Below are 12664 nucleotides of genomic sequence, written 5' to 3'. Positions count from 1 at the left end.
GATGGGACAGCGCTGCGTCATGAGAATGGTTCAAGATTACTCCTTGGATTCAGGTCGGAAAATCTGCTAAGAACGGCACGATTGCAACCAGCAAAATCAATAGACTGGAAAACAACATTGTTATTCAAAAAAATAGATTTCGGTCAAAATTATGGGACTTGCCCCCACAATTGTCAATATTATAAATATGATACACATTTTACAAGTCCTCTTGGAAACTATTTGCTTAAAAATCCATTAAGAAGGGTTAAAAACAACTGTTTCCAAGGTGATCATGTGATGCTACGGGTACATTGTGGCAGAAATTATTAATAGAATAGCACTTTTTAAAAACGCAAAGGCGCGATGCATGTCACCGAAGGGCGGCAAGCCGATCAGTGCCAGGAAGCGACTAGACTGGAGCAGGGTTGGCATTTGAAATAAACTTCCCCATCGGAAAACCATCTCGCACTCGCAGTAACATTTCTAGATGACACAAACGGCGCACGGCAGCGCTGCCAGCACGATCCACCACCGCGGCGCACGCTCCCTGGCCAGCCTCCCGGCGACTACCACCAGCCAGCCCGCACCCACATGGCAAAAGTGGTGGTGCGGAGAGTAGAAGTTCTGCAATCATTTTAACGCGTATCAACACTGCACAAAACATATTCCAGTACCAGGGTGGTCAGTGGGCATTCTCGCGTGCCAGCACTACCTTGACTGTGCGGAAAATGATCCAGATATCCAGCCACAAGGACCAGTTACGCAAATAATCGAGATCGAAATGAATGCGCGCTTCCATCTTGTCCAGGGTCTCGGTCTCACCACGCAAGCCGTTCACTTGCGCCCAGCCAGTGATTCCCGGTTTGACCTTGTGGCGCAGCATGTAGCCCTTGATCAGCTTGCGATATTGCTCGTTGTGCGCCACAGCATGCGGCCGTGGTCCCACGATGCTCATGCGCCCTTGCAACACGTTGATGAACTGTGGCAACTCATCGAGCGAACTACGGCGCAAGAAGCCCCCTATACGCGTGACACGCTGGTCATTCTTGGTTGCCTGAGTCACGGTGGCCCCATCTTCACTGACGGTCATGGAGCGGAACTTATAGACAATAATTTCTTCTCCATACAGGCCATACCGCCGCTGACGAAAAATGATCGGCCCTTTCGACGTCAGCTTGACGGCAATGGCGATGACCAGCATCACCGGCAACAGCAAGATCTGGATCAGCAAGCCAAGCACGATATCGCTTCCGCGTTTGACCATGCTGTTAATGCCGGTAAAGGGCGATTCACGAATGGCGATCACAGGCATGCCGCCCACATTGTCGAAGCGCGCCTGCATCAGGTCAAAGATATAGATATCCGGCAAAAAATACACGGATGCGGTCGTATCCTGCAATTCATCGAGCATCTTGCGGATGCGCGGCTGGGCGGAAATGGGCTGGCTGATAAATATCATCTTGATATTATTTTCGCGTACATAGGCGGCAATATCAGCCATCTTGCCCAGCATGGGTTCGCGCATCTTCTCCGGCCAGCGGTCATCGGTGCGGTCATCAAAGAAGCCCCGCACCTGCATGAACAGGTTGGGATTGCGCTCCACCGTGCTGGCAAATTTCAAACTGGCATCATTGGCACCGATGATCACCACGGAACGCACCTCGCTGTCACGCCCCGGATCAGCGACGACACGCCGCGCAGCAAGATGGCTGACCAGCAACACAAACGGCGTGAGCAGGAACCAGGCCATGACCAGGTCGTGGCTGTAGTGGAATGCCAGCCCCGTGGCGGAGCCAAGGAATACTAGGATCAGCGCGGTGATCGCCCAGCCGACGAAGACATCGCGGGCATAGGCAAGCATGCGGCCACTGCGCCACGTCCGGTACGGATCGACATACTGGAATACCGACGAGGAAATAAAGAATGCCAATATCATCAGCACCAACGAGTAGCCAGTAAACGGCGTACCCGACAGTACTGACAGCAAATACAGCGTTCCCATGATGATCAAGGGATCAAGTACGCGCTGAAAAAACGAAATCAGAGGTATATCATTAACGGTCATGATGCTCTTCAGAACTGCACGCTGGCACTAAAAGAGACGCCTTTGGCGCGATAGCTACTCGTATTGATAATGGGTGCGCCCGCCCGCTTGTCACGGAACGCATTCAATCCTAACTGGATATTTGGCCGTGGGAAATAGGTCAGCCCCAACGACTCGGTGCGCGTCGTGTCAGTGACGTCGACAGGAAACACCAGTCCGCTGGCGGCGGAGAAATCGCGCTTCTCACGCCGCAGCTGTGCATCCATGCGCACTTTGGCCGTAATATCCCATGTCGCAGACAAACTCGCGCCATTATTCAAGCTGCTGGAAATAAGCGCATTTTCCACTGTGCCAAACTCATGCCAGAGATTACCGGTGAAGCGCACCTTGCCCAGTGGAGCCCAGTTGACGACCAAGCGCCCATTAGTGCCACTGGAATCTCGGCCCCTATACAAGGTATGGCCACGCCGAGCCCAACCCGCCAACAACTGCACCTGGGTAATTTCGCTATAGCGCCAATAAATATTCGCTTTTACCTCATCTTGTGTGTAGCCGTCATCTACGCCAAACTGGCCGCCATTGGCACGGTTAGGGTAATCTCCCTTGAGATGGCGTAACTGAATACCTATCAAGCTGCCGCTAGGCGCAAGGTAATCGACGCCGAACTCGCTCGCATCCTCGACGCGGTTCGACAGGCGCATGACAGGCAAGTCATAGGAATAGCGTTCGCGGCTCAGAGCGCCGCGCACGCGCCAACTGGGATGAAAACGCCAGGCGCCATCGACGTAGTCCCGGCGGCGCACGCGCAGATTTCGCTCCGTGCTTTGGAAATCACTGAAAGGCGTCAGGGTCTGACTGTAAGTGGACCCAAGATGGCCCTGCAGGTGATTGGCGATATGCCACTCCAGATCCGCCTGGAAATCCATGCCGTTATAGTCGAGATTATCAAAATTCTGAAACGAGACGCGCGACCATTTGGCCTGTCCCGATAAAATTTGACGTCCGATAGGACGGTTAAATAAAAAGCCTGCTTGCAACTGGCGCGACGTGTCCGATCGGGAGCCCTTGTAACCGGGCGTCGTGTCGTCCAGGCGAAGCAAATTGTCGTCGTACGAATACGACGTGGCCAGAAACGGAAAAATGGTATCACTGAGCGCAGCCATGGCTGGCACCGTTGCCAGGCCGCCGAGCACCAGCACACAGGCTGCACGCAGCGCAGACAGGGGAGCCATCCTGAGTGGCAGACCCAGGTAGCTAAGCTGACTTTTTCGCGGGGATTTCAACATGAGATATCGTCTTTTGAGAAAACAACAGTTGATTGGCAATATTACCAGTAAGTCCAGTGTCCACCGGAAACAATCCAGAGACCCAGTACGCCATTCGTCACCCCGTGCGCCAGGATGGGTGACCACAGGTTCTGGCTACGCATGTACAACAGGCTATACGCGGCACCGGCAACAATGCCCGCCAGCCACAAATTATGTTCAAAGCCAAACAACACGACGCTGATGACAAACGCCTTGGCACTGGCCAGGCGTGGCTGAAATTTCAGGAAATCAGGCGCGTCGATCCAGCGCAGCAGGAAAGAGCGCCAGAACAGTTCTTCCATCACGGGCACCACGAGGGCGGCCCCGGCGATGCGCAAGACCACCAGGCTCCACTCGATCTGGCCGTCATTGCGCGGATCAAAGCCATCGGCACTGCCGATCGTCATCCAGCCCGCGTCAAGGTTAATCCACAACAAAAAAACAACAAATCCCGTGGCCAGTGCCACCACCAAGGCGCGCGCGCCCAATGGCGTCCAGGCCAATTCCGTATAGCTGCGGCGCCAGTACAGCAGCATGCCCAGCACGACGCCGATCTTGACGGCGTACAGCCAGCGCAGGTCCTGCGCGGCAAAGCCCGCCCGGCCCAGCATGTCGACGATGAAGATGAAGGAGAGGTAGGCCAGAAATGGCGCTACGCGGGGCAAGGCGGCGCGGTCAAACATGCTGATGCGCACCGGAGGCGGAACCACGCGCCGGACGCCGTGGTCCGGATCGCGCGTTTATCATGACAAACATGCATCCTCCGATGTAATAAATATAATTATATAATTATATCAAGCAGAACCGTTGCCGTGGCAAGTAATCCTAACTTAAATTACAACAAAGAATGCAAGAAACTAATCAGGCATTGCTGCGCACCTCGATTTGCTCCCACTTTTCCAGTGCTTCCAGCAGTTCGCCTTCGATCTCGGCCACGCGCGCGTTCAGGCGCTTGCCTTCGGCTGGCGTCTTTTTGTAGAAATCCGGATGCGACAGCTCGGCAGCCAGCACCGATTGCTCGTCTTCCAGCTTGGCGATCAGCTTCGGCAACTCTTCCAGCTCGCGCTGTTCCTTGTAGCTGAGCTTTTTCTGCTTGGCGGCAGGAGTGGCTGCCTCGACCTTCACGGCCGGCTTGCTGGCTGGCGCCGTGGCGATCGGCAAGGTGCGCACGCGCTCCCAGTCCGTGTAGCCACCGACGAATTCGCGCCACTTGCCCTCGCCTTCGGCAACGATCACCTGCGTGACCACGTTGTCGAGGAAGGTACGGTCATGACTTACCAGAAAGACGGTGCCGGTGTATTCTTCCAGCAACTCTTCCAGCAATTCCAGGGTATCGATATCCAAGTCATTGGTCGGCTCATCGAGCACGAGTACGTTGGCCGGCTTGGCGAACAGGCGTGCCAGCAGCAAACGGTTGCGTTCGCCACCGGACAGCGACTTGACGGGCGAACGGGCGCGTTCCGGCGCAAACAGGAAGTCGTTCAGGTAGGTCATCACGTGACGGCGCTGGCCATTGATCTCGACCCAGTCGCTGCCCGGCGCGATGGTTTCCATCAGGTTCGCTTCTTCGTTCAGCTGCGTGCGCATCTGGTCGAAATACGCCACTTGCAGCTTGGTCCCCAGGCGGATGGTGCCCGTGTCCGACTCTTCCTGACCCAGGATCATCTTCAGCAAGGTGGTTTTGCCGGCACCGTTGGCGCCGATCAGGCCGACCTTGTCACCGCGCAAGATGGTGGCGCTGAAATCCTTGACGATGACCTTGTCGCCATAAGTCTTCGAGACGTTTTCCAGGTCCGCCACGATCTTGCCCGAGCGTTCGCCGGCCGACACGTCCAGTTTCACTTGTCCCTGCTGATCGCGGCGCGCATTGCGCGTCAGGCGCAGCGCTTCCAGGCGGCGCACGCGGCCTTCGTCGCGCACGCGGCGCGCCTTGACGCCCTTGCGTATCCACACTTCTTCCTGCGCCAGGAACTTGTCGAACTTGGCGTTTTCCACTTCTTCGATTTCCAGCTGCTCCGCCTTGCGGGTCTGATAAGCCGTAAAGTTGCCCGGGTACGACAGCAAGCGGCCGCGGTCGAGCTCGATGATGCGCGTGGCGACGTTGTCGAGGAAGGAGCGGTCATGGGTGATGAACAGCACGCTACCCTTGAAGTCGCGCAATAAACCTTCCAGCCACAGAATGGAACTGAAATCCAGATGGTTGGTCGGCTCGTCGAGTAGCAGCACGTCGGGCGCCGACACCAGCGCGCGCGCCAGCGCCACGCGCTTTTGCATCCCGCCGGACAAGGTTTTCATCAACATGTCGCCCGTCAGGTTCAGACGGTCGAGCACGGTTTCCACCTTGTTCGGCAAGCTCCACGCATCGGCCGCATCGAGTTTGACCTGGATGTCGTGCATGCGTTCCATCAGTTCGTCGTCATTGCCCTGGCCAAACTGGCCCGTCAACGCATCGTATTCCTTCAGCCATGCCTGCGATTCGCCCATGCCGGAAGCGACCGCGTCGAACACGGACATGTCCGGGTCGAATTGCGGTTCCTGCTCCACATACGCGATCTTGATACCTTGCTGCATCACCAACAAGCCGTCATCGAGCTTGAACTTGCCCGAAATAACTTTCAGCAGCGAGGATTTACCCGTGCCGTTGCGGCCGATCAAGCCGACCCGCTCCGTGGTTTCCAGTGAAAATTCCGCGTGATCGAGCAGCGCGACGTGACCGAACGCAAGTTGCGCCGATGAAAGAGAAATGACAGCCATAATGAGTAAGAGTGCTCGGGCGCCGTCTCGCGCACACCGCGTGGTGTGCCAAACAGCCGCCGATTAGATGAATGAAGCACGCATTGTACCGATAACTTGGACTTCAATCGCCATCGACCAGTAATTACCGCCAGGAATATCACAGGCTGCCGACGCGCGTTGCGTGGAAACGTGGTGTCGCCAGCAGGAATCGAACCTGCATTTAAGTCTTAGGAGGACCTTGTACTATCCATTGTACGATGGCGACACGCGAAAGCGTCGCTATTGTACAACCAGAGAGGTAAAGCGCACAGCAAATCAGATACGAAAGACACACGATTTCGCTGCTCCTTACCACTTGCAAGGGCGGCTTTACATTAGCGGACACGCTGCTGCATAGTTCCGGCAGCAGCGCAGCGCAGGCATTTTTCGGCTACAGGGTGCCGGCAGACACTTCCAAGTATTTGTATTTGTTATCAACAAATACAATTAGTTTGATTTATAATAATGATTCTTCAGACATCCGTCTTGCTGCTTTAGCACTATTGCAATCAGATGAATAGCTGATGGACCTAGCACATCGCCTGCAGATCAACTTCCTGCGCTGCGCCTCCATTACCTTACCCCCCAGGAGACTGCCCTGAACACACGTCCTAGCGCCCCGCATCCTCACGGCATCAAATACCGCGCCGACATTGATGGCATGCGCGCGGTCGCTGTACTTTCTGTGGTTCTCTATCATGGGTGGCCAAACTGGTTCGTCGGCGGCTTCATCGGTGTCGATGTTTTTTTCGTCATTTCTGGATACTTGATCACGTCCATCATCCTGACACAGCTGGAAACGAACGATTTCAGCATTGCAAGTTTCTATTCCCGCCGCGTGCGGCGTATCTTTCCAGCATTATTACTGGTTCTTGTGGTCACACTCGGTTTTGGATGGATAACTTTGCTGAGTGGAGAGTTCCAGCAGGTGGGCAAGCACACGGCCGCTGGCGGGAGCTTTATTTCCAACCTCGTACTTTGGCATGAATCCGGATATTTCGACAACTCAGCAACTACCAAGCCTTTATTGCACCTGTGGTCCCTGGGCGTAGAAGAACAATTCTATTTTCTTTGGCCATTGATCCTATGGCTCGTCTTTAAAAAGAAGATGAATTTTCTCCTGGTCACAACGGTGATATTTGTCATCTCCATGGCCAGTAATATCCTGACCGTCGGAACGGATCCCTCCGCAGCGTTTTTTTCGCCATTGACACGCTTCTGGGAACTGATGGCCGGTGGCATCGCAGCGTATTGGCATCTTTATCGCCCGACATGGTCTGCGCGCCAAAAAAATTCGGCGTCCGTGATCGGTGCGGCCATGCTGATTGCCGGTTTTTCGCTGATCAAGCCTCAGGATCTTTTTCCCGGATGGTGGGCGATCCTTCCAGTCGCCGGAGTATTTTTGCTAATCATGGCGGGGCCATCTTCGATCATCAATCGCGCTATCCTCAGCCGAAAAATAATGGTATCGATTGGTTTGATCAGTTATCCATTGTATCTCTGGCATTGGCCATTGCTATCCTTTGGATTCATCATTCACGGCGAAAAGCCGACGTATCAAATTAAAATAGCACTAATACTGCTTGCCTTTGCTCTTGCTTATTTGACCTATCGCTACCTTGAAGTGCCACTGCGCACCCGTAGAAAGAAAAACGTGGTGGCATCCTTGAGCGGCGCCATGGTCGCTATCATAGCTATTGGTTTGAGCATTCATTTTGGCCTGCTCAAGGAACGCATCAATGTACACGGCGCCGACATCTATCTGAATGCCTTGAATGACAGCGACTTTCCCGGCCAAAGTTTCACGCCATACCGTCACAATGGGATCGTTTTTCAGAAAATAAGCAGCACCTCTCCAAAACTGACAGTATTCATCGGAGATTCGCTGATACAGCAATATGGTCCTTATATTGAGCAGACCATGGCAAAGAGCGGTAATGCAAACAATTCGGTGATTTTCGCCACCGCCGGCGGCTGCCCGCCAATTCAAGGCACTATCCGCTTGCCCTTGGTGCGTTTCCCGATATGTCCGAAAATAATCGATGCCGCATATGACCTTGCCAACCAGGATGACGTGGATACGGTCGTGATTGGAGCCGCATGGTATGGATACTTCAAAAATAACTATGCAGAACTGCTCGTTGAATCCAATGGCAAACGCTACGCATTCCCTGAAGAAATAGCGATGGAAAAAGCCTACCAATCCCTGCAAACGAGCGTAGAATTACTGAAAAAACATGGGAAGCGTGTCTACCTCATCATGCAACCTCCCAGTGGCGGCGCATTTGACCCCCGTAACATGTATGCGGGCTCGCGTTTCAAAAGTATTTATCCCCTGCCTCAGATTCCTGACGTTGCGGTCGAAAAATTTCTTCGAGAGAGTGCCGGTCCGCGTAAGCGCCTGAGCGCCATTGCCGAACAGACAGGAGCAGTGCTGATCGATCCGCTGAACTACCTGTGTTCGCAGGAAACTTGTCCGGTACTTGATGCAGAAGGGAAACCGCTCTACACGGATCCCATCCATATGCGACCTGCTTACGCGCGGCGCGTGGCAAGCTATCTTGCTCCCACCCTGCTCCCCGCTGCCTCGACAAAGGCATCGAGAGTAGAGAAAAGTGTCGTACCGAGCAGCTAATTGTGCTTGAAGGGGAGGTAACAAAAGCCCCCTCGTTGGTTGCATACACCCACCATGGCCGGCAATTCTCAACGCCTGGAACTTGTTGATAGCGGCCGCAGGCAGCCGCGCAGGCACCAATAAAAAGATCCGCAAAAGCGGATCTTTTTATCGTTTTTTTATGCATCACGCTTTCTCTTTCGCCGTCCTGCGACACTTGAAATACCAAGCCCGACAAGCAGCATTGTCAAAAAGTGGGGTTCCGGTACCGGACTCACAGCCATCCTGACATCATCGATCAGCAGATGGGAGGACGACAGATTATCTTTCGCGTTGCCCACGAGCCAAGTCACCGTGCCGGTAAAAGCTTCCGGATTCGTCCAGTTGTAAGTATTCCATCCTGTGCGGCCATTGGCGCCAACCGTGACAACATCCGACAAATTGAAGACCTTGCCATTCAAAAACAGGGCGAAATCATTGTAGGGCGTGGGTCCGGACTCTGTTGTCAGGAAGGCCCATTTAAAAGAAAAACCCTGCCCTGCAGCGAGGGTGACCGTCTTGCTCATGGCAGAGCCAATTGTCCCGCCAAACGCACTCAGGTCTTCCTGTCCAGCGTTGCTCAAATGCGCAAAATATTGTCCTTCGGCAGCCGTATAGCCAAGAAATGACGTTCGCACCTGGACATCAGAATCTCCACCGATGGAAAACGAGGACAGATTGCTCCTCTCAAATCCATTGTTTGGAATGGCAGCAGCGGCGCTTCCCAGCGTCGCAATTGACATCAGCGCAATTAAACCTGTACGCATTAACATATGTAACCTCTTTCGTAATAATTCTCTCAAGAAATGCCGTATCTACATTTATAGCGTATGAGATCGGTTGCCAAGTAGAACACAAATAGTGTGGTTTTAATATCTATTCTTGGAGAAATCACGATTTGTTACATTTTTATGCTTACCATACAGGTGCCGCCGCTCACTCAGGCAACACCGCCGTCACCTCGATCTCCACCCTCGCTCTGTCCTCTATCAGTCCCGCCACCTGCACCGCCGTCATGGCCGGAAAATGCTTGCCAATGATTTCTCTGTAAGCAACACCAATTTGTGGATATGCCGCCACATATTCCTTCTTGTCCAGTACATACCAGTTCATGCGCACGATGTGCTCGGGCAAAGCGCCCGCCTCGGCCAGCACGGCGACGATATTCTGCAGCGCCTGGCGCACCTGCCCCGCGAAATCGTCCGTGTGAAACTGGCCCTGCGCATCCCAGCCTATCATGCCGCTGACATACACCGTGCGCCCGCTGGCGACCACGCCGTTCGCATAGCCGCGCGGCCTGGCCCATCCTGCTGGTTGCAGCACTTGCATTGTCTTCTCCTGATTGTTCATACCGTTCATGCGTCCACCGCCGCCTCGCGCAGCAATTCGCGCGCGATGATCAATTGCTGCACTTCGCTGGCCCCCTCGTAGATGCGCAAGGCGCGAATTTCGCGGTACAGGCGCTCGACCGGATGGTCGCTGACCACACCCATGCCGCCGAACAGTTGCACGGCAGCGTCGATCACCTGCTGCGCCGTTTCCGTGGCCGTCAGCTTGGCCATCGCCGCCTCCTTCGTCACCTTGCGGCCCTGGTCGCGCTGCCAGGCGGCGCGGTAGGTGAGCAGCGCGGCCGCGTCGATGCCGGTGGCCATCTGTGCCAGTTTCGCCTGTGTCAATTGAAAATCCGCCAGGGTCTGGCCGAACATCTGGCGCTTGGTCGCGTGGTTCAGCGCTTCATCGAAGGCGCGCCGCGCAAAACCCAGCGCGGCGGCGGCCACCGAGGTGCGGAACACGTCCAGTGTCGCCATCGCCACCTTGAAGCCCTGCCCCGCCTCGCCCAGGCGCTGCGACACGGGCACGCGGCAATCGGCAAAGCGCAGGCGCGCCAGCGGATGCGGCGCGATCACGGCGATGCGCTCGGCGATTTCCAGTCCGGGATTGTCGGCATCGACGATGAAGGCGCTGATGCCGCGCGCGCCGGGCGCTTCGCCCGTGCGGGCGAACACCACGTAAAAGTCGGCGATGCCGCCGTTCGAGATCCACGTTTTTTCGCCATCGAGCACATACGCGTCGCCGTCGCGCCGCGCCGCGCACGCCATCGCCGCCACGTCGGAACCGGCCTGCGGCTCGGAGAGGGCAAAGGCGGCGATAAGCTTGCCACTGGCCACGTCCGGCAGATAGCGCGCCTTGTTCTCCAGGCTGCCGAACAGGCCGATGGCGCCGGAACCGAGTCCCTGCATGGCGAAGGCGAAATCGGCCAGGCCGTCGTGGCGCGCCAGGGTTTCGCGCATCAGGCAAATGGCGCGTGTATCGATCTTGCCATCGGTGCCGGTGGCGTGCGCCAGCCAGCCGCCCTGCCCCAGTTGCACCACCAGTGCGCGGCAAGCCGCATCGACGTCGGCGCCATGCGCACCGTCCAGGTGCTGCGTCGCCCAGGCATCGAGCTCAGACGCAAGCTGCGCATGGCGCGCCTCGAAAAACGGCCAGTCCAGATAGCTCGTATCACGCATGTCAATTACCCTCGAACTGTGGTTTTTCCTTCGCCACGAAGGCGTGATAGGCGCGGTGGAAATCGTTGGTGGCCATGCAAATGGCTTGCGCCTGCGCTTCCGCCTCGATGGCTTCATCGACGCCCATGTTCCACTCCTGCTGCAGCATTTTTTTCGTCATGCCGTGCGCGAAGGTGGGGCCGCCGGCCAGACCGGCGGCGAACAGCTGCGCCGCTTCGCCCAATTCCTCCGGCTCGACCAGGCGATTGAGCCAGCCCCAGCGCTCGGCCTCGGCGCCGGCCAGGGAGCGGCCCGTGTACAGCAGTTCGGCGGCGCGGCCCTGGCCGATCACGCGCGGCAGCAAGGCACAGGCGCCCATGTCGCAGCCGGCCAGGCCCACGCGGGTAAACAGGAAAGCCGTCTTGCTGCGCGCCGTACCGATGCGGATATCGGAAGCCAGCGCCAGCATGGCGCCGGCGCCCGCGCAAATGCCGTCGATGGCGGCGACGATGGGCTGCGGGCAGGCGCGCATGGCCTTCACCACGTCGCCCGTCATGCGGGTAAACGCCAGCAGGCCGGGCATGTCGAGTTTTGTCAGCGGGCCGATGATGTCGTGCACATCGCCGCCCGAGCAGAAATTGCCGCCGCTGCCAGTGATCACCACGGCCTTGACGTCGTCCGCATGCGCCAGCGCGCGGAACAGTTCGCGCAATTCCGCATACGAATCGAAGGTGAGCGGATTCTTGCGCTCGGGCCGGTGCAGGGTCAAGGTGGCGACGCCTGCGTCGACGGAAAACAGAAAATGCTGCGCGGTGTAATGGCCCAGGCTGGCGCGGTTGCCTGGCAGGTCTTGCGGCTGGCCGGGTAAGTGGCGCATGTTGCTTCCTTTATTTATCGATGGTGTCACGATCGTGTTCATTCAAGTGCTGTTTCATCTGCGACAGCAGGTCGATCAATCGGGTTTTGTCGTCCGGTGTCACGCCGTGCAGCAGTTCGGCGATCCAGCCTTCGTGCACGCGCGCCATCTCGTCGAAGGCGCGCCGGCCGGCCGGCGTCAGCTTGACGCTGTACGAGCGGCGGTCCTTCGGATCGACCACGCGCAGCACCAGTTTTTCCTGCTCCAGCTGGTCGGTGATGCCCGTGATATTGCCGCCCGTGACCATCATGCGCCGGGACAGTTCGCCCATGCGCAAGCCTTCTGGAAAGCGCTCGAGCTGCGCCATCAGATCGAAGCGGGGCAAGGTGATGCCGAAGGTGGCGCGCAAGCGCGTGCGCACCTCGTTTTCGATTTTCACCGTGCATGAAAGCATGCGCAGCCACAGCTTGAGCGACTGGTGGTGGTCCTGCGTCAGGCGGCTGGCCAGGTCCAGCACCGGCTCGGCCTGCGGGAGGTCGCGTTCATTGTCCATTTTAT

General features: G+C 56.5%; 10 protein-coding genes and 1 tRNA gene. 1 reads left to right on the top strand and 10 read right to left on the bottom strand.

Features of this window, described 5'->3' with window-relative positions; translation table 11 throughout:
• Positions 1 to 664: 664 nt before the first annotated feature.
• From FJQ89_RS25040 to FJQ89_RS25020, 5 genes are all read right to left on the bottom strand, one after another.
• Positions 665 to 2047, bottom strand: coding sequence for an undecaprenyl-phosphate glucose phosphotransferase (locus FJQ89_RS25040; protein WP_141172142.1), 1383 nt, complete (start codon positions 2045 to 2047; stop codon positions 665 to 667).
• 8 nt (positions 2048 to 2055) lie between these two features.
• Positions 2056 to 3312 (bottom strand): XrtB/PEP-CTERM-associated polysaccharide biosynthesis outer membrane protein EpsL, encoded by a 1257-nt coding sequence (gene epsL / locus FJQ89_RS25035; RefSeq protein WP_141172141.1) that lies wholly within the window; start codon positions 3310 to 3312, stop codon positions 2056 to 2058.
• A 41-nt stretch (positions 3313 to 3353) separates the two neighbouring features.
• A complete protein-coding gene (locus FJQ89_RS25030; protein WP_243136250.1) occupies positions 3354 to 4043 on the bottom strand; it encodes a CAAX prenyl protease-related protein in 690 nt (229 codons plus the stop codon).
• A 151-nt stretch (positions 4044 to 4194) separates the two neighbouring features.
• On the bottom strand, positions 4195 to 6087 hold the full coding sequence (locus tag FJQ89_RS25025) for an ATP-binding cassette domain-containing protein (protein WP_141172140.1): 1893 nt from the start codon (positions 6085 to 6087) through the stop codon (positions 4195 to 4197).
• A 172-nt stretch (positions 6088 to 6259) separates the two neighbouring features.
• A tRNA-Arg gene (locus tag FJQ89_RS25020) sits at positions 6260 to 6334 on the bottom strand.
• Positions 6335 to 6769: 435 nt separating this feature from the next.
• Between FJQ89_RS25020 and FJQ89_RS25015 the strand changes: the two genes are divergently transcribed.
• A complete protein-coding gene (locus tag FJQ89_RS25015) occupies positions 6770 to 8743 on the top strand; it encodes an acyltransferase family protein (RefSeq protein ID WP_141172139.1) in 1974 nt (657 codons plus the stop codon).
• A 158-nt stretch (positions 8744 to 8901) separates the two neighbouring features.
• On the opposite strand, the gene FJQ89_RS25010 is transcribed toward FJQ89_RS25015, so the two are convergent.
• The 5 genes from FJQ89_RS25010 to FJQ89_RS24990 form a co-directional block, all read right to left on the bottom strand.
• Entirely contained in the window at positions 8902 to 9534 is a 633-nt protein-coding gene (locus FJQ89_RS25010; protein WP_141172138.1) for a PEP-CTERM sorting domain-containing protein, read from the bottom strand.
• A gap of 163 nt (positions 9535 to 9697) precedes the next feature.
• Positions 9698 to 10090, bottom strand: coding sequence for a RidA family protein (locus tag FJQ89_RS25005; RefSeq protein ID WP_141172980.1), 393 nt, complete (start codon positions 10088 to 10090; stop codon positions 9698 to 9700).
• 26 nt (positions 10091 to 10116) lie between these two features.
• Positions 10117 to 11271: an acyl-CoA dehydrogenase family protein gene (locus FJQ89_RS25000; protein ID WP_141172137.1), complete on the bottom strand. Its 1155-nt coding sequence runs from the start codon at positions 11269 to 11271 to the stop codon at positions 10117 to 10119.
• A gap of 1 nt (position 11272) precedes the next feature.
• Positions 11273 to 12127 (bottom strand): enoyl-CoA hydratase family protein, encoded by an 855-nt coding sequence (locus FJQ89_RS24995; protein ID WP_141172136.1) that lies wholly within the window; start codon positions 12125 to 12127, stop codon positions 11273 to 11275.
• A 10-nt stretch (positions 12128 to 12137) separates the two neighbouring features.
• On the bottom strand, positions 12138 to 12659 hold the full coding sequence (locus tag FJQ89_RS24990) for a MarR family winged helix-turn-helix transcriptional regulator (protein WP_141172135.1): 522 nt from the start codon (positions 12657 to 12659) through the stop codon (positions 12138 to 12140).
• Between the last annotated feature and the right edge of the window lie 5 nt (positions 12660 to 12664).

The sequence above is a fragment of the Janthinobacterium tructae genome (assembly GCF_006517255.1).
In the GTDB taxonomy this organism is placed as follows: Bacteria; Pseudomonadota; Gammaproteobacteria; order Burkholderiales; family Burkholderiaceae_D; genus Janthinobacterium; species Janthinobacterium tructae.
This window is presented reverse-complemented; position numbering and strand designations above follow the sequence as displayed.

Coding starts and splice junctions, on each gene's coding strand:
- FJQ89_RS24995 (WP_141172136.1), bottom strand. CDS start 12,127: ATGCGCCACTTACCCGGCCAGCCGCAAGACCTGCCAGGCAACCGCGCC.
- FJQ89_RS25025 (WP_141172140.1), bottom strand. CDS start 6,087: ATGGCTGTCATTTCTCTTTCATCGGCGCAACTTGCGTTCGGTCACGTC.
- FJQ89_RS25005 (WP_141172980.1), bottom strand. CDS start 10,090: ATGCAAGTGCTGCAACCAGCAGGATGGGCCAGGCCGCGCGGCTATGCG.
- FJQ89_RS24990 (WP_141172135.1), bottom strand. CDS start 12,659: ATGGACAATGAACGCGACCTCCCGCAGGCCGAGCCGGTGCTGGACCTG.
- FJQ89_RS25040 (WP_141172142.1), bottom strand. CDS start 2,047: ATGACCGTTAATGATATACCTCTGATTTCGTTTTTTCAGCGCGTACTT.
- FJQ89_RS25010 (WP_141172138.1), bottom strand. CDS start 9,534: ATGTTAATGCGTACAGGTTTAATTGCGCTGATGTCAATTGCGACGCTG.
- FJQ89_RS25000 (WP_141172137.1), bottom strand. CDS start 11,271: ATGCGTGATACGAGCTATCTGGACTGGCCGTTTTTCGAGGCGCGCCAT.
- FJQ89_RS25015 (WP_141172139.1), top strand. CDS start 6,770: ATGCGCGCGGTCGCTGTACTTTCTGTGGTTCTCTATCATGGGTGGCCA.
- epsL (WP_141172141.1), bottom strand. CDS start 3,312: ATGTTGAAATCCCCGCGAAAAAGTCAGCTTAGCTACCTGGGTCTGCCA.